At 70.9% G+C, this 25,816-nt stretch carries 18 protein-coding genes and 1 pseudogene; 6 read left to right on the forward strand and 13 right to left on the reverse strand.

What is annotated here, in order from left to right; all coding sequences use genetic code 11:
* Position 1: 1 nt before the first annotated feature.
* The 3 genes from FED44_RS33170 to FED44_RS33180 all read right to left on the reverse strand — a co-directional run bounded on the left by FED44_RS33170 (position 2) and on the right by FED44_RS33180 (position 6,137).
* A complete protein-coding gene (locus FED44_RS33170) occupies positions 2 to 1,945 on the reverse strand; it encodes an acetolactate synthase large subunit (RefSeq protein ID WP_262367340.1) in 1,944 nt (647 codons plus the stop codon).
* 309 nt (positions 1,946 to 2,254) lie between these two features.
* Complete coding sequence (locus tag FED44_RS33175; RefSeq protein WP_244302474.1) at positions 2,255 to 4,915, reverse strand: putative bifunctional diguanylate cyclase/phosphodiesterase; 2,661 nt, start codon at positions 4,913 to 4,915, stop codon at positions 2,255 to 2,257.
* A 301-nt stretch (positions 4,916 to 5,216) separates the two neighbouring features.
* Positions 5,217 to 6,137: a 2-hydroxyacid dehydrogenase gene (locus FED44_RS33180; protein ID WP_111698796.1), complete on the reverse strand. Its 921-nt coding sequence runs from the start codon at positions 6,135 to 6,137 to the stop codon at positions 5,217 to 5,219.
* A gap of 63 nt (positions 6,138 to 6,200) precedes the next feature.
* Between FED44_RS33180 and FED44_RS37860 the strand changes: the two genes are divergently transcribed.
* Positions 6,201 to 7,505 carry a PQQ-dependent sugar dehydrogenase gene (locus FED44_RS37860; protein WP_244302475.1) on the forward strand — a complete coding sequence of 435 codons (1,305 nt, stop codon included), beginning with the start codon at positions 6,201 to 6,203 and terminating at the stop codon, positions 7,503 to 7,505.
* A gap of 432 nt (positions 7,506 to 7,937) precedes the next feature.
* Here FED44_RS37860 and FED44_RS37865 read toward each other — a convergent pair.
* The 7 genes and pseudogenes from FED44_RS37865 to FED44_RS33220 form a co-directional block, all read right to left on the reverse strand.
* A pseudogene (locus FED44_RS37865) lies at positions 7,938 to 9,278 on the reverse strand (VanW family protein); the annotation flags it as partial.
* A gap of 828 nt (positions 9,279 to 10,106) precedes the next feature.
* Positions 10,107 to 11,615: an Asp-tRNA(Asn)/Glu-tRNA(Gln) amidotransferase subunit GatB gene (gatB, locus tag FED44_RS33195; RefSeq protein ID WP_262367341.1), complete on the reverse strand. Its 1,509-nt coding sequence runs from the start codon at positions 11,613 to 11,615 to the stop codon at positions 10,107 to 10,109.
* Positions 11,612 to 12,202, reverse strand: coding sequence for a DUF4276 family protein (locus FED44_RS33200; RefSeq protein ID WP_111698802.1), 591 nt, complete (start codon positions 12,200 to 12,202; stop codon positions 11,612 to 11,614). The genes gatB and FED44_RS33200 overlap by 4 nt, the downstream gene beginning before the upstream one ends.
* The gene (locus tag FED44_RS33205; RefSeq protein WP_138463146.1) at positions 12,199 to 13,374 is read right to left on the reverse strand and encodes an AAA family ATPase; all 1,176 of its coding nucleotides are present in this window, start codon (positions 13,372 to 13,374) and stop codon (positions 12,199 to 12,201) included. The genes FED44_RS33200 and FED44_RS33205 overlap by 4 nt, the downstream gene beginning before the upstream one ends.
* A 25-nt stretch (positions 13,375 to 13,399) precedes the next feature.
* Entirely contained in the window at positions 13,400 to 14,890 is a 1,491-nt protein-coding gene (gene gatA, locus FED44_RS33210; RefSeq protein WP_138463147.1) for an Asp-tRNA(Asn)/Glu-tRNA(Gln) amidotransferase subunit GatA, read from the reverse strand.
* Positions 14,887 to 15,186: an Asp-tRNA(Asn)/Glu-tRNA(Gln) amidotransferase subunit GatC gene (gene gatC, locus FED44_RS33215; protein ID WP_111698808.1), complete on the reverse strand. Its 300-nt coding sequence runs from the start codon at positions 15,184 to 15,186 to the stop codon at positions 14,887 to 14,889. Before gatC ends, gatA begins: the two co-directional genes overlap by 4 nt.
* A 147-nt stretch (positions 15,187 to 15,333) precedes the next feature.
* A complete protein-coding gene (locus FED44_RS33220) occupies positions 15,334 to 17,472 on the reverse strand; it encodes a putative bifunctional diguanylate cyclase/phosphodiesterase (RefSeq protein WP_138463148.1) in 2,139 nt (712 codons plus the stop codon).
* Between the two features lie 287 nt (positions 17,473 to 17,759).
* Here FED44_RS33220 and FED44_RS33225 point away from each other — a divergent pair, with 287 nt between their 5' ends.
* The 4 genes from FED44_RS33225 to FED44_RS33240 all read left to right on the forward strand — a co-directional run bounded on the left by FED44_RS33225 (position 17,760) and on the right by FED44_RS33240 (position 20,597).
* Positions 17,760 to 19,163, forward strand: a complete 1,404-nt coding sequence (locus FED44_RS33225) for a glycoside hydrolase family 6 protein (RefSeq protein WP_111698812.1) — start codon at positions 17,760 to 17,762, stop codon at positions 19,161 to 19,163.
* A gap of 152 nt (positions 19,164 to 19,315) precedes the next feature.
* Positions 19,316 to 19,741: a hypothetical protein gene (locus FED44_RS33230; protein WP_111698814.1), complete on the forward strand. Its 426-nt coding sequence runs from the start codon at positions 19,316 to 19,318 to the stop codon at positions 19,739 to 19,741.
* 26 nt (positions 19,742 to 19,767) lie between these two features.
* Positions 19,768 to 20,157 carry a hypothetical protein gene (locus FED44_RS33235; protein WP_133305903.1) on the forward strand — a complete coding sequence of 130 codons (390 nt, stop codon included), beginning with the start codon at positions 19,768 to 19,770 and terminating at the stop codon, positions 20,155 to 20,157.
* A complete protein-coding gene (locus FED44_RS33240) occupies positions 20,154 to 20,597 on the forward strand; it encodes a hypothetical protein (RefSeq protein WP_138463149.1) in 444 nt (147 codons plus the stop codon). Before FED44_RS33235 ends, FED44_RS33240 begins: the two co-directional genes overlap by 4 nt.
* Positions 20,598 to 21,021: 424 nt before the next feature.
* Here FED44_RS33240 and ligA read toward each other — a convergent pair whose 3' ends face one another.
* The 3 genes from ligA to FED44_RS33255 form a co-directional block, all read right to left on the reverse strand.
* Entirely contained in the window at positions 21,022 to 23,247 is a 2,226-nt protein-coding gene (ligA, locus tag FED44_RS33245) for an NAD-dependent DNA ligase LigA (RefSeq protein ID WP_138463180.1), read from the reverse strand.
* A gap of 318 nt (positions 23,248 to 23,565) precedes the next feature.
* Positions 23,566 to 24,039 carry a hypothetical protein gene (locus tag FED44_RS33250; RefSeq protein ID WP_138463150.1) on the reverse strand — a complete coding sequence of 158 codons (474 nt, stop codon included), beginning with the start codon at positions 24,037 to 24,039 and terminating at the stop codon, positions 23,566 to 23,568.
* Positions 24,040 to 24,160: 121 nt separating this feature from the next.
* Positions 24,161 to 25,165 (reverse strand): methionine synthase, encoded by a 1,005-nt coding sequence (locus FED44_RS33255; protein ID WP_138463151.1) that lies wholly within the window; start codon positions 25,163 to 25,165, stop codon positions 24,161 to 24,163.
* Positions 25,166 to 25,184: 19 nt separating this feature from the next.
* Here FED44_RS33255 and FED44_RS33260 point away from each other — a divergent pair, with 19 nt between their 5' ends.
* Positions 25,185 to 25,814 carry an MBL fold metallo-hydrolase gene (locus FED44_RS33260; protein WP_111698820.1) on the forward strand — a complete coding sequence of 210 codons (630 nt, stop codon included), beginning with the start codon at positions 25,185 to 25,187 and terminating at the stop codon, positions 25,812 to 25,814.
* Positions 25,815 to 25,816: the final 2 nt, after the last annotated feature.

Consider the following 25,816-nt stretch of genomic DNA (forward strand, 5'->3'; position numbering starts at 1 on the left):
CTCATTCTCCGCCCTCCCAGTTCGGCGCCATGTCGCGGGCGTACTTGATGTCGTCGTTGCTGGTGCCGGCCGCGACCATCGGCCAGACCATGGCGTCCTTGTGGACGACGAAGTCGATCACGACCGGCACGTCGTTGATCTCCATCGCCTTCGCGATCGTCGCGTCCACGTCCTCGGGACGCTCGCACCGCAGGCCGACACAACCGTACGCCTCGGCGAGCTTCACGAAGTCCGGAATCCGCTTGACCTGCTGCAGGTCGGTGTTGGAGTACCGCTCGTCGTAGAACAGCGTCTGCCACTGGCGGACCATGCCGAGGTTGCCGTTGTTGATCACGGCGACCTTGATCGGCACACCTTCGATGGCGCAGGTCGCCAGCTCCTGGTTGGTCATCTGGAAACAACCGTCGCCGTCGATCGCCCACACGACCTTGTCCGGGCAGCCCATCTTCGCGCCCATCGCGGCCGGGACCGAGAAGCCCATCGTGCCGGCGCCGCCGGAGTTGATGAACGTCCCCGGGTGCTCATACTTGATGAACTGCGCGGTCCACATCTGGTGCTGGCCGACGCCCGCCGTGTAGATCGCCTCGGGGCCCACCAGCGCGCTCAGCCGCTCGATCACGTACTGCGGAGCCAGCGACCCGTCGGCGAACTCCTCGTACCCCAGCGGGTAGGTCTCCTTGTAGCCGTTGAGGACCCGCCACCAGTCGGTGTAGTCGCCCTTGCGCCCGTCGGCCTGCTCGGCCCGGACCGCGGTGATCAGGTCGCCGATCACCTCACGGCAGTCGCCCACGATCGGCACGTCGGCGTGGCGGTTCTTGGAGATCTCCGCCGGGTCGATGTCGGCGTGGATCACCTTGGCGTGCGGGGCGAAGCTGGCCAGCTGGCCGGTCACGCGGTCGTCGAACCGCGTGCCGAGCGCGATCAGCAGATCCGAGCGCTGGAGGGCGCCGACCGCCGAGACGCTGCCGTGCATGCCGGGCATGCCCATGTGCTGGGGGTGGCTGTCGGGGAAGGTGCCGCGCGCCATGAGGGTGGTGACCACCGGGATGCCGGTCAGCTCGGCCAGCTCCAGCAGTTCGGCCGAGGCCCGCGCCTTGTGCACGCCGCCGCCGACGTAGAGCACCGGCCGCTGCGCCTCGGTCATCAGCCGGGCGGCCTCGCGGATCTGCTTGGAGTGGGGCCGCGTCACCGGGCGGTAGCCGGGCAGCTGCATGACCGGGGGCCAGGAGAACGTGGTCGTCGCCGTCAGGGCGTCCTTGGCGATGTCCACCAGGACCGGCCCGGGGCGGCCGGTCGCGGCGATGTGGAACGCCTCGGCGATCGTCCGCGGGATGTCGTCGGCGTCGGTCACCAGGAAGTTGTGCTTGGTGATCGGCATGGTGATGCCGGAGATGTCCGCCTCCTGGAAGGCGTCGGTCCCGATGAGCGGGGTCGCGACCTGCCCCGTGATCGCCACGATCGGCACCGAGTCCATGTAGGCGTCCGCGATGGCGGTGACGAGGTTGGTCGCCCCCGGCCCGCTGGTGGCCATGCACACCCCGACCCTGCCGGTAGCCTGCGCGTAGCCCTCGGCCGCGTGGCCGGCGCCCTGCTCGTGCCGTACGAGCACGTGCCTGACCTTGGTCGAGTCATAGAGGGGATCGTAGGCGGGGAGGATGGCGCCGCCCGGGATCCCGAACACCGTCTCGACCCCGACGTGCTCCAGCGCCCGCACCAGGGCCTGTGCACCTGTCATCTTTTCGGTCATCGGCTCGTTCCTTGTGGCTGAGCTTGTGGTGGCTGTGCTGGTGGCTGGTCTTGTACCGGCATAAAAAATGCCCCGTTCCGCTGAGCGGAGCTGGGGCGCGCGCAGGACTGAGGGCTTCGTCAGGCTGCGCGCCTGCGAAGTACTACGAGGATCCCACCGCGATGCATGGCTACACGATGTCCGATGGACCGCCCTCACGTCAAATCATCTGGGACGCCCATCTCATCAATCGAGACTGTGTTTCCCGCTTCACCGTCGGCGCGCTCACACCCGATGTCTTCCCTCGTCGCGCTCTGGTCGCTTCGCTCCCGCGCGCTCCTCAGTCCAGACACCGGCGCGCCCCTCCGGCTCGCTCGGTGTTTCCCGCTCCGCCCTCGGCGCGCTCACACCCGGCTGGTCGTGCCGAAGGCGCGCAATGAGCGCTTCCCTCGTCGCTCGTCCCTCGCTCCTCAGTCCAGACCGCCGGCGCGCCCCTCCGGCTCGCTCGGATCGCACGCTTCGCGTGCGTCACGCGGTGTTCTGGAGGGGGGTGCCCGGCATGAGGTCGTCGACTCCACGGGCGGCCATCGGACGGGCGACCAGGTAGCCCTGCCCACGCGTGCAGCCCATTTTACGGAGCAGGTCGAGCTGCTCGGGACGTTCGATGCCCTCGGCGACGACGATCAGGCCGAGGTCGTTGCCAAGCTGCACGATCGTCCTCGTCAGCAGGGTCAGCGTGTCGTCGCGCCCCAGCCCGGAGACGAACGAGGGGTCTATCTTGATCATGTCGACCGGAAGCTGGCGCAGGAACGCGAGCGACGCGTAGCCGGTGCCGAAGTCGTCGATGGCCAGCCGTACGCCGAGAGCTCTCAGCTCCGACAGCCTGCCGATCATCTCGCCGGCGTCCTCGACCAGCATCTCCTCGATGACTTCGAGGGTGAGCGCGCTGGCCGGCAGCCCGCTGTCGCTCAGGGCCTCCGACACGGTCTCCACGAAACGCGGGGCCATGATCTGCCGTGCGGACAGGTTCAGCGCGAGCCCGATGTCCCAGGAGGACGCGCGCCAGGCCGCCACCTCCTGGCACGCCTCGCGCAGGATCCACTCGCTCAGCGGCACGATGATCCCGGTGTCCTCGGCCGGTCCGAGGAACTGCTCCGGCGGCACGAACGTGCCTCCCCGCCACCAGCGGATCAGGGCCTCCACGGCGGTCACCCGCGACGTGGCGAGGTCGACGACCGGCTGGTACTCGATCGCGAACTGGTTCTCCAGCAGCGCCCGCTGCAGGTCCGAGGCGATCTCCAGGCGGCGTACGACGTCGGCGTGCATGTGGGTGGCGAAGACCTCCACCCGGCGCCCGCCGAGCTCCTTGGCCCGCGACATCGCCACGTCGGCGTTGCGCAGCAGGTCCCCGGAGGACAGGTCCTCCTCGGCGAAGGCGACGCCGACGCTGGCCGTCAGCGCGATGTCCCGGTCTGCCACCCGGAAGGGCTCGTTGGAGACCGCGCGGACGAGCCGCTCGGCCAGGTCGATGGCGGTCTGCGCGTCGCCGCCGCCGGAAGCGCCCCCGGACATGCCGCCTGACGCGCCGCCCTCCAGGAGCACCGCGAACTCGTCCCCGCCCCACCGGGCCAGCGTGTCGTCGGCCCGTACGGCCGACCGCAGGCGGCGGGCGGCCTGGCCGAGCAGGTGGTCGCCGCTGGCGTGCCCGACGGAGTCGTTGACGGCGGTGAAGCCGTCGAGGTCCAGGAAGATCACCGCGGTGCCGACCGCGCCGCGGCGCGTGAGCACGTCGCGGGCCCGCTCCTCGAAGTAGGCCCGGTTGGGCAGTCCGGTGACCCCGTCGTGGAAGGTCAGATGGGTGACCTGGTTGCGCAGGGCGACCTGGTCGCTGAGGTCGCGGATCGTGACCAGGACGAGGTCGTCGTCGCGCACGTGGCGGGCGGCGACCGTCTCGGTCGGCCGCCAGGTGCCGTCGGAGGCCCGGAAGCGGCAGGAGACGCGGGTGCCGCCCTCCTGCTCCGGCCCGTCGTCCTCGTCCGTCATGCGGCTGAGCAGCGCCTGCACGGCCGGGAGGTCCTCGGGGTGGACGTAGTCGAAGATCGGCCGGCAGGCGAGGTCCTCCGGGCGGTAGCCGTACGTCGCCTCCAGGCCGGGACCGGCCTCCTGGACGACCCCCTCGGGGTCGCAGACGAGCACCACGTCGCCGGTGTTCTCGGCGAGCCGCCGCAGTTGCTGCTCCCCCACGTCGACGAGACGGCGCATGCCGGCGGTCTCGACCAGCAGCACGAACAGGCGGCCGAGCAGGACGAGCACGACCGAGGCGGCGACGACCGCCAGGGCGGCGTCGCGGCTGCCCCCGATCGCGTGCAGGGTGGCGACCAGCGTCGCGACGGCGACCAGCACCAGCGGGGTGGCGGCGGTCAGCGCCGCCGTCAGCGGCCTCGCCGGCCGGTCCTGCTCCACCCACGGCGTGACGGCGAGGACGAGCAGCAGGGCGGGCACGAGGAGTCCGGCGACGAGGGGCGGATGGTCACCGCCGAGCCGGGCGAGCGCGGTCGCGAGTTCCGCGACGGTTATCGCGGCGAGCACTCCGACGCCGGTGAGCCCGACCACCCGGTTGCCCGACCGGGACGCGGCCACCGCGGGCGTCACCGCGCAGGTCGCGAGCAGGCAGATCACGGGGAGCGCGAGCGCGACGAAGAACGCGCCGGTGTCCTCGGCCCGGCGGAACGCCGGGCCGAGGACGGCGACCCAGGCCACGGCGAACACCGACGCCGCGCCGAGATAGGCGTCGGCGGCCTGGCGGATCACCCCCCGCGTGTACGCCGGGGGTTTCACCGAGAGGCCGCAGCCGATCGCGAGCAGCACGGATCCGGCGAGTATGAGCAGGTCGGCGAAGGTGAGCACGAAGGGCGTGCCGTCGGCCACCGGGCGGACGCCCACGCCGAGGAGCCAGGTGAGCGACCCGGCGGCCATCCACCGCCAGGCGGCGGGCTGGCGCCGGTGACCGGGAGTCACGCGGGAGGCGGCCATGATCAGTGACACCGCCGAGAGAAGACCGGTGACGACTCCCGCGACCGCGGTCACCACCGGGGCGGAGCCCCCGGTGACCAGGGCCACGACGATCGCCACCGCGCCGAGCCCGGCGGCGGTGGTGAGGGGGACCCTGGGGTCTCTCCTGACGTTCACGTGCGTCGCCTCTGCACCTGTCGCCGCCTCACCCGTGGCGGAGGCGCCTCCCGGGGTTTCGGCGGGGTCCGGAGTCGCGTCAGCGTCGCCGGTTCCGGTGGGGTGTGCCGTCACTGCCCCTCCCGTCCTCGACTCGGCTTTACTCTCCCTGTCACATGGCCAGTGTGCGCACAGCCGCTGATCGAGAGGAGGACAACCGACGAGTCGTCACCGATCTGATAACCAAGCCGTGCACGATGAGCCTCACCCTACGCACCGCAGGTCACGGCGCAGCCACGTTCCGGAATCCTTAACGGAGCGGTCAGTAATGCCCGGTGATCATGTTAGCGAGGGGCCGGCCCGCCAGATGACGGATGATCTGCTCGCGTACCAGTACGCGGATACGCCGGACGGAGGCGGGGGTGCTGCCCGCCACGTGCGGCGTGATGAAGACTCCCGGCGCGGTCCACAGCGGGTGATCGGAGGGCAGCGGCTCGACCGGCGTCACGTCGAGAGCCGCCAGCAACCTGCCCGCCCGCAGTTCCGCCAGCAGCGCGTCGCCGTCCACCACCGATCCGCGCGCCGCGTTCACCAGCAGTGCGCCGTCCTTCATCCGGGCGAGGAACTCCGCGTCCACCAGACCGGACGTGCCCGCGGTGGCGGGGACGAGCAGCACGACCACGTCGGCGTGCGGGAGCAGCGCGGGAAGCTCGTCCTGGCCGTGGACGTTCTCCCGGGCCGTCCGCGCCACCCGCACGATCTCCACCTCGAACCCGGCCAGGCGCCGTTCCAGCGCCTCGCCGATCGAGCCGTACCCGACGATCAGCACGGTGGAGTCGGCGAGGACCCCGGTGTGGTGGTAGCTCCACTCCCCGCGCGCCTGCGCGGCCACGAAGCCGGGGAAGTCCCGCCGCATCGCGATCATCGCGCCCACGGCCCACTCCGCCGTACCCGCGTCGTGGACCCCGCGCGCGTTGCACAGCACCGCCTTCGGCGGGAGGTGCGGCAGGTACGGCTCGACTCCCGCGGTGACGGTCTGCAGCAGGCGGAGGTTGCCCATGCGGTTCAGCAGGCCGGGGATGCCCGGCACCGGGACCAGCGGCGGCACCCAGATCTCCACCTCCTCGGGCGGCCCCGGCAGCGGGCCCGTCCCGTCGTAGACCTTCCGGTCGAGGACGGGCAGCCCGTCCGGCAGGCTGGACAGATCGTCGGCGATGTCCTGTGAGGCGACCCAGATGTTCACACGTAACAACCTAGGGAACCATCGCGACGGCCCGCGAGTAGGGATGGACGAGGAGGTCGCGTGATGACGGACAGGCACGGCGCGGGCACGGCCCTGTCGATGGCGAGACTGTCGGCGGCGCTGCTGGCGGTCGCTCTGCCGGTGGTCGCGGGGTGCGGGCAGGCCGGAGAGGCGGGCAGGACTCCCCCGCCGCTACCCGCCGCGAGCGCCACCGGCGGCTCGGGCAGCCCCGGCGGCTCCGGCGCGGACGCGGGGACCGGCGCGGACGCGGGGACCGGCGCGGACGCGGGGACCGGCGCGGACGCGGGGACCGGCGCGGACGCGGGGACCGGCCCGGACGCGGGGACCGGCCCGGACGCGGGGACCGGCCCGGACGGCGCCGCGACCGCCGTCGCCCAGGCCAGGCCGCGCACGCTGGTCCGCGGCCTCTCGGTTCCCTGGGCGATCGCGTTCCTGCCCGGCGGCGACGCGCTGGTGACCGAACGCGAGTCGGCGCGGCTCCTGCGGATCACGCCGGAAGGCGCGGTCCGGGAGGTGGGAGTGATCGAGGGGGTGTCGGCGGCCGGCGAGGGCGGCCTGCTGGGCGTGGCCGTGTCGCCCCGCTACGCGAGCGACCACCACGTCTTCGTCTACCTGACCTCCGGCGGTGACAACAGGATCGTCCGCTACCGCTACGACGGACGGCTCTCCGAGCGCCGCGTGATCGCCAGCGGCATCCCGAAGGGGGCCATCCACAACGGGGGCCACCTCGCCTTCGGGCCCGACGGCTACCTCTACGCCTCGACCGGGGAGACCGGCGAGCGCGGCATGGCCCAGGACCGGAACGCGCTGGGCGGCAAGATCCTGCGCATGACCGCCGACGGCCGGTCCGCCCCGGGCAACCCCTTCGGGACGCTGGTCTGGTCGTACGGCCACCGCAACGTGCAGGGGCTCGCCTGGGACGAACGCGGCCACATGTACGCCACGGAGTTCGGCCAGAACACCTACGACGAGATCAACCTCATCGAGAAGGGCCGGAACTACGGCTGGCCGGAGGTCGAGGGCGTGGGCGGCCGTCCCGGATACGCCGATCCCCTGCTGACCTGGTCGACCGACCAGGCGTCGCCGTCCGGCCTCGCGTACGCGCGGGGCGCGCTGTGGGCCGCCGCCCTGCGCGGCGAGCGACTCTGGCGGGTCCCGGTGGACGGTTCAGGGCGCGCCGGGCGGCCCACCGCGCTATACGAAGGCGAGTACGGCAGGCTGCGCGCGGTGGCCGTCGCGCCCGGCGGCGCCCTGTGGGTGAGCACCAGCAACCGCGACGGACGGGGCTCTCCCAGGGACGGCGACGACCGCATTCTGGTGGTTGCCCCCACCGCTTCCTCGTCCTGATCCGTGGCCCTGCCCCTGGCCCTGTCCTTGGCCTTGGCCCTGTCCTTGGCCCTGTCCTTGGCCTTGCCCCTGAGCTTGGCCCTGACCTTGGCCCTGGCCTTGTCCTTGGCCCTGGCCTTGTCCTTGTCCTTGTCCCTGGCCCTGACCTTGGCCCTGTCCCTGACCCGGTCCTGATCCGCTGCCGCCGCCGCGTGCCTTGGCAGCCCGGCAGACGACCTTGGCCTGGGCCTGGTAGGAGGTCCGGAAGGTCTGCCGGGAGACGACCTCTCCGCCCTGCCGCAGCACGCGGGTCACGGTGGCGGTGAACCCGGGCTGCCCCGGCGCCTCGACGCAGCCGGGCCCGTGCCCGGTCATCGTCGGCAGCTTGACCCGGGCGCCGGAGACCGGTCCCTGCAGGTCCACCGCGTACCGGCGGGTGCTCCACAACGCGATGGCCAGCGACGTGCCGGTGGCCGACGCCTGAACGAACACCCCGTACGGCGAGTCGTTCTTCCACCGCAGGTCCGGATCGGGAAAGGACACCGCGGCCTCGGTGCCGACCGGCAACTGCGGGGCGTGGACCTCGGGCGGAGTGTGCTCGGTGACCTGGAACCCGGCCCGGATCACGGCGTTCATCAGGGTGGTCGCGACCTGGGACATGCCCGGCGCGTCGGTGCCGGCCCGCCCGTCGATCACCGTGGGGACGATGCCGTCGAACCCCGCGTCCACGTCGCGCCGCCCGAGCGCCTCGTTGAAGGAGAAGGTCTCCCCCGGACGGACCAGGCGGCCGTCCAGGAGCGCGGCCGCGGCCCTGATGTTGCCGGCGCGCTGGGGACAGCAGGCGTAGGAGGTCGTGAAACGGCCGACCTCCTCCTTGATCCCCATGCGGAGCACGTCGTCGTCGCCGCTCCGAGGCGGCCCGTCCACGACCCGCACGGCCACCGTACGGTCGCCGGCGCCGAGGGCGGTCACCACGTCGGCCGCGAGGCGGTCGGTGTCGACCCGTTCCCCCGGCCTCCCACCGACCAGTGCCGGCCGTCCGCCCCTGATCGTGAAGGAGGCGTCGCGGGACGCCCGCCCGGGGTCGAGCAGTCTCGGCGTGACGGGGGCGACCGCCGCGACGGCGTCGAAGCGGGGACGCAGGACCGCGCCGTCCGGCGTGAACGTCAGGTGCCGCGCCAGCACGGCCGGCGGCAGCGACACGGAGCCGGTCCCGCTGGTCAGCGTGAGCGGCGCGGACACCGCCCGGCCCGCCCAGCGCAGGGCGCGGTGCACCTCGGCGCGGGTGATGTGCGGGAGGTCCCGCAGGGTGGGGGCCACGACGACGATCTCGGGATCGAGGTATCCCTTGACGATCTGCTCGGCCGTGAGCTTCCGGTCGACCAGGCGACCCACCCGGGGATAGACCGGGACCGGGGTGACCCCGTCGAACGAGACGCCGCCCTCCCGCGCCGGGTTCTCCAGCCGCTCGGCGATGTCCGCCACCAGGTCGTCGAGGCGACGCCGGTCGACCGACACCGCGGGCTCCACCTCACGGCTGCCGGTGAGCGCGGCCCATACAGCCCACGGGCTCGGGAAACCGGTCACCGCCCGGCCGATCGTCTCATCGACGTCGAGCGAGAGACCGGCGTCCCGCGGGCTCACCGTCAGCCGCCGCGTTCCCTGCCGTACGATCACCGGTGTCCTGGTCTGGGCGTACAGCCGTTCGTTGAGGGTGGCGGCGGCCTCGGCCCGGCTCTGGCCGCCGATGTCCACGCCGAGCACGCTGGTGCCGGGCAGGACCTTTCCGGCCATGGTGAGGGCGGGCACGACATAGAGCACGACGAGCAGCGCCACCAGGCCGATCAGCGTGCGGCGGAGAAAACCGCCCTTCTTCGGCGGGTCGAGCAGGTCGAGGTCCGGTGTCCCGACGACGACCGGTTCCTCCCGGACGGTGCGGTCCGGAACCGGCCACGGCTCGATCGGCGGCGCCGGCGGCGGAGCGGCGCCCGCGCCGGACGGCCGGGACGCGGGCGGCGCCGGGGCGGGCGGTTCGGCGAAGAGGTCGGCCGACACCCCCTTGGGCAGCGCCGACACCCCTCGAGGCAGGGACGTGACCCGGCGCACCGGGTGTACGCGCGGCGGGGGAGACGCCGCCCCAGACGGATCCGCGGGATCCGTGGGCGGGTCGCCGGACGCTCCGGCGTTACGCACGCCTCGCTCTCCTCAGGCTCAAGGTCAACTCCGATCAGTTAACCTTAAAACACCCTCCGCTGGATATCTCCTGAAGCAACAGCTCTGCTGCTCTTTCCGTTGCTCTTTCCGTGGAGCGCGCACGCCTTTGCCGCTCGACCGGTCACAGCCCCGCGCTCGGCCGGCGGCACCGGCCGAGCACGGATCACCACACCGCCGCACAGGTGACACACGGCACAGCGGAGCGGCCCCAGGCGGCACACGACACAGCGGAGCGGCCCTGGGCAGCACAGCGCACGGCGGAGCGGGCCCGGGCAGCACAGCGCACGGCGGAGCCGGCCCGGGCGGGGCACGCGTGGGCGAGAACGCCGGGCCGCGACGCGCGCGTCACCCGGACAGCGAACGCCGCGCCGGACGACCGCTTCTGCGGCGGGCGGCGCGGGACGCTCACTACCCCTGGACGCCGAGCCGCTCCAGGATCAGCTCACGGGCGCGGCCCGCGTCCGCCTTGCCGCGGCTGGCCTTCATCACGCCGCCGACCAGCGCGCCCACGGCCGCGATCTTCCCGCCGCGCACCTTCTCCGCCGCGTCGGCGTTGTCCGCGAGCACCTGATCGATGATCGACATGAGCTCGCCCTCGTCGCTGACGACCTGGAGCCCGCGCTTGTCCACGACCTCGTCCGGGCCGCCCTCACCGGCCAGCACGCCCTCCAGCACCTGACGGGCCAGCTTGTCGTTCAGCGCGCCGGAGGCGACCAGTTCCGTCACCCGGGCGACCTGCGCCGGGGTGATCGGCAGGTCGGCGAGGGTCGTCGCCGACTCGTTGGCCCGCCGGGCCAGTTCGCCCATCCACCACTTGCGGGCGTCGGCGGCCGGGGCGCCGGCGGCCACGGTCGCCTCGACCAGGTCGATCGCGTCGGCGTTGTGCATGGCGGCCATGTCCAGGTCGGACACGCCCCACTCGTCCTGCAGCCTCCTGCGCCGGGCCGACGGAAGCTCGGGCAGCGCGGCCTTGAGCGACTCGACCCAGGCCGGGTCGGGCGCCATCGGCAGCAGGTCGGGCTCGGGGAAGTAGCGGTAGTCCTGCGCCTCCTCCTTCGACCGCCCGGAGGTCGTCTGCCCGGTGTCCTCGTGGAAGTGGCGGGTCTCCTGCACGATCCGGCCGCCCGCGGCGAGGACGCCCGCCTGGCGCTCGATCTCGCCGCGTACCGCGCGCTCGACGCTGCGCAGCGAGTTGACGTTCTTGGTCTCCGTACGGGTGCCCCACTCGGACGCGCCGCGCGGCATCAGCGAGACGTTCACGTCGCAGCGCAGCGAGCCCTGCTCCATCCGCACGTCCGACACGCCGAGCGAGCGCATCAGCTCGCGCAGCTCGGTCACGTATGCGCGGGCGACCTCGGGGGCGAGCCGGTCGGTGCCCGCGATGGGCTTGGTCACGATCTCGACGAGCGGGATGCCGGCGCGGTTGTAGTCGACGATCGAGTAGTCGGCGCCGTGGATGCGCCCGGTCGCACCGCCGACATGGGTGGACTTGCCGGTGTCCTCCTCCAGGTGCACCCGCTCGATCTCCACGCGGACGGTCCGGCCGTCCACCTCGACGTCGAGGTAGCCGTCGACGCACAGCGGCTCGTCGTACTGGCTGATCTGGTAGTTCTTCGGCATGTCCGGATAGAAGTAGTTCTTCCGGGCGAACCTGCACCACGTCGCGATGGTGCAGTTCAGCGCGAGGCCGATCCTGATCGTCGACTCGATCGCCTGCTCGTTGGCCGTCGGCAGCGAGCCGGGCAGCGCCAGGCACACCGGGCAGACCTGCGTGTTCGGCGGTGCTCCGAAGGCCGTCGGACAGCCGCAGAACATCTTCGACGCGGTGCCCAGTTCGACGTGCGTCTCCAGCCCCAGCACCGGCTCGAAGCGCTCCAGCGCCTCGTCGTACGGCATGAGCGTCTCAGTGCTGCTCACAGGTAACCAAGTCCCTTCAATGCGTTTCTCGCGTCGACGACCCACTCCGCGTACGCGGGCACCTTCGCGAGGGTTGCGAGGTCGATGTTTCTGGCGATGTATTCGAAGTAGTCGCGTACCGGCTTCCCACGACGGGGAGCCACCTCGGCGAGTACCTTCTTGGGATCGGCGATCCTCTCGACGTCCCGGGGCCGGGCGGGCAGCCGTCCGTGGTCGCTCCCGCTCAACCGGCGCCACACGCCGGCGTCCGCCAGGAGCCACGCCTCCGTCTCCTGGACGGGCACCAGCGCGATCACCGGCGTGGACAGGCCCGAGTCGCGCACGACCCGCTCCGCCTTGTCCCGCTCTTTGTGATCGTTGTGCACGAAGAGCAGATGGCAGTCGCCCGCCAACTCGCGGAGTGCACCCGCCGTCCGGTCGTGGTCGTAGATCGATCGGCCGGAGCCGATCTCGGTGCTCTCCACGTCGACGGCGCAGCGAGAGGACTGGACGGTGATCTCACGGAGCTGCCGCGAGATCACGACGCCGAGGAAGACCTCGTCGGTCTCCCCCTCGGCGACGAGTCCGGGCACGAGCGGCCTGCTCATGGCACCTCGCCCACCGCGCTCAGATACTTGCGCACCTGACGGGGAGAGACGAACGTGCCGGGCTCTCCCTCCGACCGCACCGGCTTGGCCACCGTGACCCGCGAGATCCTGTCGTTCTCGGGATCGACGCGTACGGCGGTGTCTAGGAACACCAGCGCGTCCGGCCTGAGGCGGTACAGCTCCGAGACGACAACGGGTGAATGCGTGGTGAGGATCACCTGCCGCAGTGGCCGGTTGACACACTCCGGGTCGTCGAGGTCGGTGACCCTCTCCTGGATCCTGCGGAGCAGTTCCGCCAGGCGGCTGGGATGCAGGCCGTTCTCGATCTCCTCGATGAGGAGCACATCGGAGTGGTCCGGATCGTGCAGCGCGGCCAGCAACGCGATGGCCCGGAGTGTGCCGTCGGACAGCAGCGTGCTCGGCACGCTGCCCTGGCCGTCCACGAGCACGTCGAACGTCCACTCCTGGTAACGGTCGTCCAGCAGAGGCTGTATCCCGGCGATGTCCGGGATGAGCGCCACGAGATCCACCAGGAGTTCCTCGATGGCACCGTGGGCCGCGAGCCTGCCGAGGACAGTGGCGAGGTTCCCGCCACCGGGCTCCAATGGTCCGTTGTAAGCGGCCGAGGATCGGGAGCGCAGACTATCCGGATCGGGCTGATGCAGGCGCCAGTTGCTCAGTTCCCCGTACAGCAGGCGTCCAAGGCGGGGGCCACCGGCCTGCTCCTCCACGAGCTTCTGCACCGCCTGCGCCAGGACCTCCAGCCCCTTTTGCTGCTGTTCGATCACCCATTTAGGCAGTCCGGTGACGGTGGCATCGTGTTCGAAGCGGAAGCTGGTCTCTCGCGGCACCCCGTCTTCGCCCAGCTCGGCTCCGCTCCCGAACACCTGCGGGAGGAGAGTGTCTCCCAACTGCCGAAGGGCGTGAGCGGTGATCTCGAAACGGGTGGTTGCCCGTCCCTCGCCGACTCGGTGGAACAGCTCGTGCGGCCGGCCCCGCCGGGACGTCAAAGGCTTCTCGTCACCCCAGCCGGCACTGCGCACATATCCCAGCGCGTCGAGAAGGTTGGACTTGCCGCTGGAATTGGGGCCGACGAGGGCGAGGAACGGCGGGATGTCGAGCTGGAAGTCCAGGAAGGACTTGAAGCCGTCGATCTCGATGCGGGTGATCATGCCGCCGTTCCCCTCCCCTCGGCGGTCAGAGCGCGGGCGCGCGGGACAGCAGCGGGCCGCCCCACCGGCTCTCGAAGGCCTTCTCCACGGCCGCGCCGACCCGGTAGCAGCGGTCGTCGGCGAGGACCGGGGCCATGACCTGGAGCCCGACCGGAAGGCCGTCCTCGTCCGCCAGGCCGCACGGCACCGAGATCGCGGCGTTTCCGGCCAGGTTGGTCGGGATCGTGCACAGGTCGGCGAGGTACATCGCCATCGGGTCGTCGGCCCGCTCCCCGATCGGGAACGCGGTGGTCGGCGTGGTCGGCGAGACCAGCGCGTCCACCTGCTGGAAGGCCGCCTCGAAGTCACGCATGATCAGCGTGCGGACCTTCTGCGCCTGCCCGTAGTAGGCGTCGTAGTAGCCCGACGACAGGGCGTACGTGCCCAGCATGATGCGCCGCTTGACCTCGGGTCCGAAGCCGGCCGCGCGGGTGAGCGCCATGACCTCCTCGGCGCTGCGGGTGCCGTCGTCGCCGACGCGCAGGCCGTACCGCATGGCGTCGAAGCGGGCCAGGTTGGACGAGCACTCCGACGGCGCGATGAGGTAGTACGCGGGCAGCGCGTAGGAGAACGCCGGGCAGGAGACCTCGACGACCTTGGCCCCGAGCGACTCCAGCAGGTCGACGGCCTCGTGGAAGCGGGCGAGCACGCCGGGCTGGTAGCCCTCCCCGGCGAACTCCTTGACCACGCCGATCCGCATGCCCGCCACGTCGGCCTGCCGCGCGGCCTCCACCACCGGCGGCACCGGCGCGTCGACGGAGGTCGAGTCGAGCGGGTCGTGGCCGGAGAACGCCTCGTGCAGCAGCGCCGCGTCGAGCACGGTGCGGGCGAACGGCCCGGGCGTGTCGAGCGAGGACGCGAACGCGATCAGGCCGTAGCGGGACGAGCCGCCGTACGTCGGCTTCATGCCGACGATGCCGGTCACCGCGGCCGGCTGGCGGATCGAACCGCCGGTGTCGGTGCCGGTTGAAAGCGGCGCCTCGTAGGCGGACACCGCGGCCGACGAGCCACCCGACGAACCGCCCGGGATCCGGGACAGGTCCCACGGGTTGTGCGTCGGCCCGTACGCCGAGTTCTCCGTGGACGACCCCATGGCGAACTCGTCGAGGTTCGTCTTGCCCAGGATCACCAGCCCGGCCGCGCGCAGCCGGCCGGTCACGGTCGCGTCGTACGGCGGACGCCAGCCTTCGAGGATCTTCGAACCGGCCGTCGTCGGCATGTCGGCCGTGGTGAACACGTCCTTGTGCGCGATGGGCACCCCGGCCAGCGGGCCGGGGCTCTCGCCCCCGGCCAGGCGCTCGTCCACCTGGCGGGCCTGAGCCAGCGTCGCCTCGGCGTCGACGTGCAGGAAGGCGTTGACGTGCCCGTCGACCTCGCCGATCCGGTCGAGGTGGGCCTGGGCGACCTCGACGGCGCTGACCTCGCGGGCGGCGATGAGTGCGCCCAGTTCGGCGGCGGTCTTCCGGATCAAACTCATTCTTCCTCCCCGAGGATCCGCGGCACGCGGAACCGGTCGTCCTCCACCGCGGGCGCGCCGGACAGGGCTCCCTCGGGTGTCAGACCCGGCCGTACGGCGTCGGGACGGAAGACGTTGGTCAGCGGCAGCGCGTGCGAGGACGGCGGGATGTCGCCGGCCGCCACCTCCGAGACGCGGGCGACGGCGCCGACGATCTGGTCGAGCTGGGCGGCGAAGTGGTCGAGCTCGTCGTCGGCCAGTGCCAGCCGGGACAGCCGGGCGAGGTGAGCGACCTCATCGCGGGTTATGGCGGACATGAGTCGTCGAACCCGTTTCATGATGGAGATTGGACCCACCCATCCTAGGGCTCGCCGCCGAGCGCGGCCGACCTGGCGGCGCCGCGTCACACGGTCTTAATACGAGCTTTCCCACCCAGGGCGGGGAGCCCGGCGGCCCACGGCGATTCAGTGCGAGGCGAGCCGGGTGTCACCCGCGGAGCCCAGGGCGGCGCCGAGCCGGTCGCTCAGCCAGGTGGTGGCATTGGCGGCGGACATGGGTTTGGCCAGCCACCACCCCTGCCCCGCGTGGCAGCCCATCTCCCGCAGCGACTCCGCGATCTCGGGCGACTCGACGCCCTCGGCGACCGACCTCAGCCCGAGAGACCGGACGAGGTCGATGATCGAGCGGACGATCCGCTCGTCGTCCCCCGGCTCCCCGAGCCGCCGTACGAACGACGCGTCGATCTTGACCTCGGAGACCGGGAGCCGCTGGAGCCGGACCAGGGAGGAGTAGCCGGTGCCGAAGTCGTCCAGCGAGAGCTGGACGCCGAGCCCGGCCAGCGTGCGGATGGCCTCGGCGCTGTAGGCCTGGTCAGTCATCAGGATGCGCTCGGTGACCTCCAGCCGGATGGCCTCCGGCGGCAGGTCCAGCTTCTCCAGCCCCGCCTCAAGCTGCTCGGGCAGGCCCGAGTCGAGCAGGTCGCGGGCCGACACGTTCACCGAGACCGGCACGTCCAGGCCCGCGTGCCACCAGGTCGCCGCCTGCCGCAGCGCCTTCCCGATCACGTGCTGGGTGAGCTCGCGCATGAGGTACGACTGCTCGGCCAGCGGGATGAACTCGGCGGGCGAGATCGGCCCGCGCACCGGGTGCCACCAGCGCAGCAGCGCCTCGACACCCTCGACCCTGCCGTCCTCCAGGCTCACCTTGGGCTGATAGTGGAGCTCCAGCTCGTCGGCGTCGATGGCCCGCCGCAGGTCGCCGAGCAGGCTCAGCCGCTCGGGCGAGTTGCGGTCCTTGCCCGGCAGGTAGAACTCGACGCCGGTGCGGCCCTCCTTGGCGAGGTACATCGCGACGTCGGAGCGCTGCATCAGCAGCTCGAAGTCCGGGGCGTGGTCGGGATAGAGCGCGATGCCGACCGACGCGTCGAGGTCGAACGTCATGCCCTCAAGGCGTACCGGCTCGGTCAGCGCGACCCGCAGCCGCGACGCGACCTCCCTGGCCGCCTGCGCGTCCCTGATGGACGGGAGCAGCACCGCGAACTCGTCCCCGCCGAGACGGGCGACCACGTCGCCCGGCCGTACGCTGTGGGTGAGCCGGTGGGCCACGATCTGCAGCAGCCGGTCGCCGACCGGGTGGCCGAGCGTGTCGTTGACCTCCTTGAAGCGGTCGAGGTCGAGCAGCAGCAGCCCCACCCGCTCGTGCGCGCGCGCCTCGGCCAGCGCCTCCTCCGTGCGTACGATCAGGATCTTGCGGTTCGGGAGGCCGGTGAGCCCGTCGTGCGTCGCCTGGTGGTCGCGGCGGAGCGAGAGCGTCGCGGTCCAGTGGACGGCGGCCAGCGGCGCGACGAACAGCGGGACCAGCGCGGGGGAATGCGCCATCACCACCACGACCAGCGGCGCGAGGCCGAGCAGCGTCCCGTAGACGAGCGCCTGTGGGCCGATCGAGGCCTTCATCACCCGGAGCAGGGGGCGGCGCTCGTGCAGCGCCACCGCCTGGCAGACCAGGACGGCGCGGACCACGAAGTACGCCGCGGCGGCCAGCGCGACGGCGGGGATGTCCATGCCGTCGGGCGTCCACGGCGAGCGCGGCCCCGGGTGCGCGCCGAACGCGGCCAGGGCGCCGGCCGCGGCCGTGCAGGCGAGGGTCACCTGGGCGAGGTTGAACAGCACCCGGTGCCAAGCCCTGCGGTGCACCAGCCCGCTGACCACAACGGCGACCGCCTGCATCAGCGCCGCCGTCGGCAGGCCCTGGTACATGAGCACGGCGAAGGTGAACATCGTGGAGGTCGGCGTGCCCCCGACCAGCGTCGAGGAGCTGAACATGATCGGACGCAACTCGCCGAGGACCACGAGGACGGTCAGCATCCAGAACAACGGGGTGCGCGCGGCCTCGGCCAGCGGGCCGGCGCCCAGCCCGAACTCGGCTATGGCGAGCGCGGAGACGCCGGCGGCGCTGACCACCGTGAGGTACGCCCATAAAGGCGATCCGGGGCGTGGTCCGGTGTCCCGGGTGTCGACGGGCGCACTCAGTTCGCCCAGGTCGGCGGCCGGGAGGAGAACGCGTGGCACCCCGGTGAGCGGCATGAGACCGCGTGAAAGCGTCATAGGTAAGAAACCCCCCAAGAGGTCACTATCGGAGGGTACGGCCTGTGGGCCACTTCGCGAAACCGGTTGGGCACACTGAGTCACCATGATTTCCGGAGAAATCACGGCACGGCCGGACTCGTGGTGAAAGTTTCAAGTGATCCACGCGCCCATTCCCCCGCCCGCCTGCGCCTATTAGGTTGATCGTCCAGCCGAACCCACATCGGCCCTTCTTGGACCCCCGTCCCGGTCCCTACGATCCGAGGGAACTGTGGGAGCGCTCCCACATTACCGGACGGAGTAATTCCATGTCTCGCAGAAGGCCCTTGACGGCGGCCATTCTCGCCGCGGCCACCACGGTCGCCGTGGGAGCGGCCGTTGTGACCTCCACCGCGGCCCAGGCCGCCGACTCCGTTTTCTACGTGGATCCGACGACCAGCGCCGCCAAGTGGGTCGCCGCCAACCCCAATGACAGCAAGACCGCGGTCATCCGGGACCGCATCGCCGCCGTCCCGCAGGGCCGCTGGTTCGCCAGCTACAACCCCTCCACGGTGCGCAGCCAGGTCGACGCCTACGTGGGCGCGGCCGCGGCGGCCGGCAAGATCCCGATCATGGTGGTTTACGAGATGCCGAACCGCGACTGCGGCGGCGCGAGCGCGGGTGGCGCTCCCGACCACGCGTCGTACCGGGCCTGGATCGACCAGGTCGCCGCGGGCCTCGGTGGGCGTCCGGCCTACATCATCCTGGAGCCCGACGCCCTGTCGATCATGCCGAACTGCATGAACTCCTCCCAGCAGGCCGAGGTCCAGGCCTCCATGGCGTACGCCGGGAAGAAGTTCAAGGCCACCTCCTCGCAGGTCAAGGTCTACTTCGACGCGGGCAACGAGGCCTGGGTGGGCGCCTCCGACATGGCCAACCGCCTGAGGGGTGCCGACATCGCCAACAGCGCGGACGGCATCTCGCTCAACGTCTCCAACTACCGGTACACCTCCGCCACGGTCTCCTACGCCAAGAACGTCATCGGGGCCACCGGCCTGTCTTGGCTGAAGGCCGTGATCGACACCAGCCGCAACGGCAACGGCCCGGTCGGCAGCGAGTGGTGTGACCCGGCCGGCCGCGCCACCGGCACCTGGAGCACCACCAACACCGGCGACTCGGCGATCGCCGCGTACCTGTGGGTCAAGCCTCCGGGCGAGTCCGACGGCTGCATCGCCCCGGCGGGTCAGTTCGTCCCGCAGCGGGCGTACGACCTGGCGATCGCCGCCCCGTACACCCCGCCGCAGTCCCCGTCGGCCTCGCCGTCGCAGAGCCCGACGCGGTCTCCGTCTCAGTCGCCCTCCGCCTCGCCGTCCGCCTCTCCGTCCCAGTCGCCCTCCGCGTCGCCTTCAACGTCTCCGACCTTCGGCGGCAAGGGCTGCACGGCGGTCTACAAGGTCGTCAGCACGTGGGGAGGCGGATTCCAGGGTGAGGTCGCCGTGACCAACGCGGGCTCCTCGGCGATCAGCAGCTGGACGGTCAAGTGGAACATGCCCAGCGGGCAGTCCATCACCCAGTCGTGGAACGCCAACCTGACCGGCACCACCAGCATCACGGCCTCGAACCTGAACTGGAACGGGAACCTCGCCCCGGGTGCCAGCACCACGTTCGGCTTCCTCGGCAACTCCAGCGGAACCCCCTCCACTCCCAACCCGCTGAGCTGCACCGCTTCCTGATCTTCGCGTGATACCAGGCGTGCCGTACGGTCCTCCCCAGCCGTACGGCACGCCTTCGCTTTACCCACCGGCACTCACATTGGGTGATCGATCGACAGCGAAGCGTTTAGGATGTCTTGCAACTACCGCCACTACTCCCCCAGTAGGTGCTCATGGGTGACGACGCCCTGTGCGAAGAGCAGGCAAGCCGGCGCGACGCGATCGACGGCAAAGTGGTCGAGCTGCGCCCCTTCAGGCGGCGAGGGAGTGACCCGGTCCGGCTGCAGATCGGAGAGCGTCCCTGGCGGCCTACTTCCGACACCCGTGTGGTCGAGATCTACGAGGAATGCGACCCGCCCACCGCGGGACTGATCGAACAGGACGGCAGGCTCTACGTTTTCGACTGCATCGACGGTCGCGGGTCGAAAGTCAGCTTCTGGGCCTACACCCAGGTCGACGCGATCGAGGTGAGCCGCCTCCAGAACGCCGCGGGTGACGACCTCATCCGCCTGCTGGACGGACTCTTCGCCGACAGGCCCTCCATGGCCGCCCTCGCCTTCGACAACCTCATCGAGTCAAGCGCCCCCATCAACTCCTGATCGAAGACGACCCCACAGGCGAGCAGATGAATGACGACCTCAGCGATGAGGACTGGGTCACACAGTATGGAACGATCCACAAGCCGATCGAAGGTACGCCGTTCAAACGGTGTCCCTCGGCTCATGAAGTCCCACGCGAGCTTTCCCTCCTCAGGGGCAAGAAGACGCCAGACGAAGCAGCGACGGCGGTGAACCATCGACGCGCTCAAGGAGCGATCCCGGGAGAGGGCGTACGCTATGCGCTGGTCGGCAAGCTGCGAGCTGCCGGGTTTCGGGTATGGGCCAGTCCAACGAGACGTATACCGGGGCATGTCTCCGTAGCGCTGGTAGACGACGACCGGCTGTGGACCAATGATGAGAGGGACAGGTTCGACGCCTGCTTCGAGTCGACAAACTGGAAGGAAGGCATCCTGTGAGCGACCTGATCAAGCTGGGTATCGGAGAGCGCCCTTGGCTGCCTACCCTCGACTCGACGATGATCGAGGTCTTCGACCGTCTCAACATGCCTACCGCCGGCCTGATCAGGCAGAACCACAAGCTCTTCGTGTTCGACTGCCTCGAAGGCCACGCCATGGAAGGCAACGTGTGGGTGTATGCCCACGTCGACGCAGCCGAGGCGCAGAAAATTCAGGAAGCCCAGGGTGAGGACTTCACTCGTCTGCTCGATCAAGCCTTCACCGACAAGCAGATCATGGCGGCTCTCGCCATCAACGCGCGACTTCGGTCGGGCGCTCCCGTCGAAGGTGAGACGATCCGGCACCTGGGGCTGCTGAAAGCGGTATTCGATCAACTCTCGATGGGCCTCGACATCGCGAGCGAGACCAAGAACGCGATGGCGCAGTTGGTCGACTGCTGACGACGGCTCCCTCGGGCAGCCGCCCGGACGACAGCGCGCCCCGATCCACATAGGACGGGGCGCGCCGTTTTGCTGCTCTGCGGACACCGGCTCAGGAGGCACCTGGACCGCACAAAGTAAGATCGCATCTACGTTAGATCGGTTCTACGTATATCCGGGACCTAGTCGGCAGCCACCTCTCGGTGATTGAGGCGATGCAATCCTGTGGGCGTGGCCGTCTCCCGGTCGGGTGTCGACGACAACCTGCCGCTCGCCGCGCATTGGGGCCCCGAAGAGCTGCTGGCCGCCTGGCCATGACGGCCCAGGGCCGTCTCGGCAGCCGTACGCCTCGTGTCGTGCTGGTCTGATTCGCGGCGGCTCCGGGCGCGGGCACTGGCGACTCCGAATACGGGCGCTGGGCGTTCCTCGGGGTTACTCCTCGGGGTTACTCCTCGGGGGTGACGGCGGCGGCGCGGGCGGCGTCCGGGCCCTCACGGAGGAGCGTGTGGAAGCCCTCCTCGTTGAGGATGGGCACGCCGGCCTTGACCGCCTTGTCGTACTTCGAGCCGGGGTTGTCCCCCACCACCAGGAAGCTGGTCTTCTTTGACACCGACGAGGTGACCTTGCCCCCCTGGCCGGCGATGGCCTCGCTCGCCTCGTCGCGGCTGAAGTCCGCGAGCGTGCCGGTGACGACGAACGTCAGCCCCTCAAGGGGGCGCGGCCCCTCGTCGGCCGCCGACTCGTCCGCCATCCGGACTCCGGCGGCCCGCCATCTGTCGATGATCTCCCGATGCCAGTCGACCTCGAACCATTCCTTGATCGTGGCGGCGACCCTTGGGCCGATGCCCTCCACCGCCGCGAGCTCCTCCTCCGACGCCTTGGCGATGGCGTCGATCGAACGGAACTCGTCCGCCAGGGCGCGGGCCGTCGGCGGCCCGATGTGCCGGATCGTCAGCGCCACGAGCACCCGCCACAACGGCTGGTCCTTCTTCTCCTCCAGTTGCTGGAGGATCAGCTCCGCGTGCTTGCTGGGCTCGCCGGACATGTTGGCGAAGAACGAGACCACCTTCGGCTCGCCGGTCTCCGGATCGGTCTTCGGCAGGCCCGTGTCGGCGTCGCGGACTACGGACCTGATCGGCAGCAGCTTGTCGATCGTCAGGTCGAACAGGTCGGCCTCGGTGCGGACCGGCGGCTCCTGCGGCGGCAGCGGCTGGGTCAGCGCGGTCGCGGCCACATAGCCCAGCCCGTCGATGTCGAACGCGTTGCGCCCGGCCGCGAAGAAGATCCGCTCACGGAGCTGCGCGGGGCACGAGCGGGCGTTCGGGCAGCGCAGATCGGCGTCGCCCTCCCGCTCGTAGGCCAGCTCGGTGCCGCACTCCGGGCAGTGCGTGGGCATGACGAACTCCCGCTCGTCGCCCTGCCGCAGGTCCACGACCGGCCCGACGATCTCGGGGATGACGTCTCCCGCCTTGCGCAGCACGACCATGTCGCCGATCAGCACCCCCTTGCGCTTGACTTCCGACGCGTTGTGCAGCGTGGCCCGCTCCACGGTGGACCCGGAAACCACGACGGGCTTCATCACGCCGAACGGTGTGACCCGGCCGGTCCGGCCTACTCCCACCTGGATGTCGAGCAGCCGGGTGTTGACCTCCTGCGGGGGGTACTTGTACGCGATCGCCCAGCGCGGGGCCCGGCTCGTGGAGCCGAGCTGCCGCTGAATGGGGACCCGGTCGACCTTCACGACCACACCGTCGATCTCGTACTCCGGATCGTGGCGGTGGTCGTTGTAGTACTCGACGAACTCGCGCACTTCGTCGAGCGTCTCCACGACCTTGTAGCGGTCACTCACCGGCAGCCCGAAGGACGCGAGCCGCTCGTACATCTCCGACTGGGTGGCGGGCGGTGTGGTTCCCTCCCATTTGCCGACCCCGTGGACGATCATCCGGAGCGGGCGCTGCGCGGTGATGCGCGGGTCCTTCATCCGCAGCGAACCGGCGGCCGAGTTGCGGGGATTCGCGAACGGCGCCTTGCCGGCGTCCATGAGCTGCTCGTTCAGCTGCTCGAAGCCCTTCACCGGCAGGAAGACCTCGCCACGCACCTCGACCAGGTCCGGCACGTCGTCTCCGGTGAGCCGCTGCGGCACGTCGCGCAGGGTCCGGACGTTGGGCGTGACGTCCTCACCCGTACGACCATTGCCACGGGTGGCCCCCCGCACCAGGCGGCCCTTCTCGTAGACGAGCGCGACGGCAAGCCCGTCGATCTTCAGCTCGCACAGATAGGGCCCGGGATCGGCCTCGATGAGCCGCTGCGCACGCGCCTGCCAGGCGGCCAGGTCTTCCTGGCTGAACGCGTTGTCGAGGCTCTCCATGCGCTGTAGGTGCGTGACCTCGGGGAAGTCCGAGGAGATGGGCGCGCCGACCCGCTGGGTGGGCGAGTCGGGCGTTCTCAGGTCGGGATGCCGCTCCTCCAGCGCGCGGATCTCCCGCATCCAGCCGTCGTACTCGGCGTCGCTCACCGTGGGCGAGTCGAGCACGTAGTAGCGCCAGTTGGCCTCATCAAGCAGCTCCGCGAGCTCGGCGTGCCGCTCCCGCGCCTCGCTCGGCGCGCTCTGCGCATTCGCCGCGCTCTCCGCGCTCTGCTCCTGCCCGCTCTCGGCGAGCTCGTCCGTCATATCCCCGAACTCGTCCACGATGTCGTCGAGCCCGTCCGCCCTGTCGGTCACGTCGCCCGTCTCCCCTCGTCAACGACCCAGGCCAACCGTATCCCCGGCGGCCGACAGAACGCGAAGGACGGGGGCGGGAGCCGCGCCGAGGACGAGGAACGGCTCCCGCCGGACCACTCCGCGAGGGGACCGCTCCAGACCGCGCGGCCCCTCGTTTTCAGGAGCGATCGAGAATTACGGTAGACCGCTTGCAGCCCACTTTCATTCCTTTTTGTCCGGGTCAACTCGGGCCGGTCAGGGTGGATGGAGGGGGACCGGCCCGAGAGCTCAGCCGCCCTGGGTCCAGACCCGTTCCCAGCGCGAGCAACGGCCGGTGACGCGGGTCGCGGTGCCCCGGCAGACCCTGGCCTTGGCGAGCAGCATGTATCCCGCGTTCACCCTGAAAGAGCGCGGAGTGGACTGCGAGCAGTTGCGGAAGGTCGCGGTGCGGTACCTGCCGTGGTCGGTCAGCCACTTGATCGTCACCCACGAGCAGGTCCTGGCGCCGCCCGCGTCGTAGAGGTCGCCGGCGACACGCAGGCCGGACGAGGTCGACCGGACCGATCCGCTCGCCCAGCCCTTGTAGTCGGAGGACGCCGTCGGCCCCCACTTCCAGGTCTCCGCAGCGGTGGAAGCGGCCGTGGCCGACATGGCCGACGTGGCAGCCGAGGCCGAGGCCGGAGCGGCGGCGAGCCCCACGGACAGGGCGGCGGACAGGCCGGTGGCGGCGAGAGGGAGCAGAAGGCGCGCGGCGCTTCGCATGGGTCTTTCTCCTGACGGGTGAACTTCCAGCACGTCAAGAGATAGGCCCCGAGGCTTGTGAATCACTTGGGAACGGGCTGGGAGATCGCTTGGATCACCCTGGCGCCCCCACTCGCCCCTCTTACTCGCCGGGGTCCTCGCGCAGAACCCGGGCCGCCTCCCGGCACCGGGCCAGCGCCGCCCTGGCGTACGCGGGCGAGGCTCCGGCGAGGCCACAGGCGGGGGTGAGCACGACCTGCTCGGCGAGCCGGGCGGGCGGGAAGCCGAGGCGCCGCCACAGCTCCACCGCCGGCCGGGCCACCACGCCGACGTCCGCCAGCCGGGTGTCCGTGCCGGGCACCACGCCGAGCAGCAGCGCGAGGCCCTTCTCGATCGTCTCGCCCAGTTCGTCCTCGTCCCTGCGCCGCAGCAGCCCCGCGTCCACCGAGACGGCGCGCGCGCCCGCCGTACGGATCACCTCGTACGGCACGCCCGGCGCGCAGCAGTGGACGACCGGGAACGCGGGCGCGAGCGCGGACAGCACGGTCCGCAGCCGCTCGGCCGCGACGGGCGACTCGACGGCGGCCAGCCGCCCGAAGCCGGACGCGGTCGGCACCGTGCCCGCCAGCACGCCGGGCAGCCCCGGCTCGTCGATCTGGACGACGAGGTCCGCACCCGGGACCCGCCGCCGGACCTCCGCCACGTGCTGCGCCAGTCCCTCGGCCAGCGACTCGGTCAGGTCGCGTACGGCTCCGGCGTCGGCGAGCACCTTGTCGCCGTACCTGAGCTCGATCGCCCCGGCGAGCGTCCACGGGCCACACGCCTGGATCTTGAACGGCCCCCGGTAGCCCTGGGCCACCTCCTCCAGGCCGTCGAGGTCGCGGGTGAGATGGTCCCTGGCCCGCTTGAAATCCCGGCCCGGCCGGTCGGAGAGCCGCCAGCCGGACGGCTGCACCTCGACGGGCAGCTCGACCAGCAGCGACGCCGTACGGCCGATCATGTCCGCGCCGACTCCCCGGGCGGGCAACTCGGGCAGATACGGCATGGGCAGCTCGCCGAACGCGGTGCGCAACGCCTCAAGATGGTCCTCGCCCGGGTAGGACCCCACCCCGGTGGCCGAGGCCTCGCTCCACGGATACTCGCTCACGGTCACTAGCTTAGGGAGTATGAAACTCACCAAACTCGGTCACGCGTGCTGGCGGCTGGAGAAGGACGGGCGGACGCTCGTCATCGACCCCGGCACATTCAGCGGCCCGGGGCTTCTCGACGGCGCGGACGCGGTGCTGATCACCCACGAGCACTTCGACCACGTGGACGCCGGCCTGCTCGGGAACGCGAGCCCCGACCTGGAGGTCTTCACCTGCCGGGCCGTCGCCGACCAGCTCGGCGACATCCCGGCGAAGGTCCAGGTCGTCACCCATGGCGACGGCTTCGACACGGCGGGCTTCCACGTCAGCGCGATCGGCGAGTGGCACGCGCTCAACCTGCCCGACGTCCCGCCGGTGCAGAACATCGGCTTCTTCGTGGACGACGAGGTGTTCTACCCCGGCGACGCCCTCACGCCGCCGGGACGCGAGGTCCCGACGCTGCTCGTGCCGACCAGCGCGCCGTGGCTCAAGGCCGCCGAGATGCTGCTCTACCTGCGGTACGTCCGTCCCGCGCGGGCGTACTCGACCCATGACGGCATCGTCAACGACATCGGCGCGACGCTGATCGACAACTGGCTCGGCATGGAGGCCGGACGGCAGAAGGCCGACTTCCGCCGCATCCCGGTCGGCGAGAGCGTGGAGGTCTGACC

This window comes from Microbispora triticiradicis, from assembly GCF_005864065.1.
Classification (GTDB): Bacteria; Actinomycetota; Actinomycetes; order Streptosporangiales; family Streptosporangiaceae; genus Microbispora; species Microbispora triticiradicis.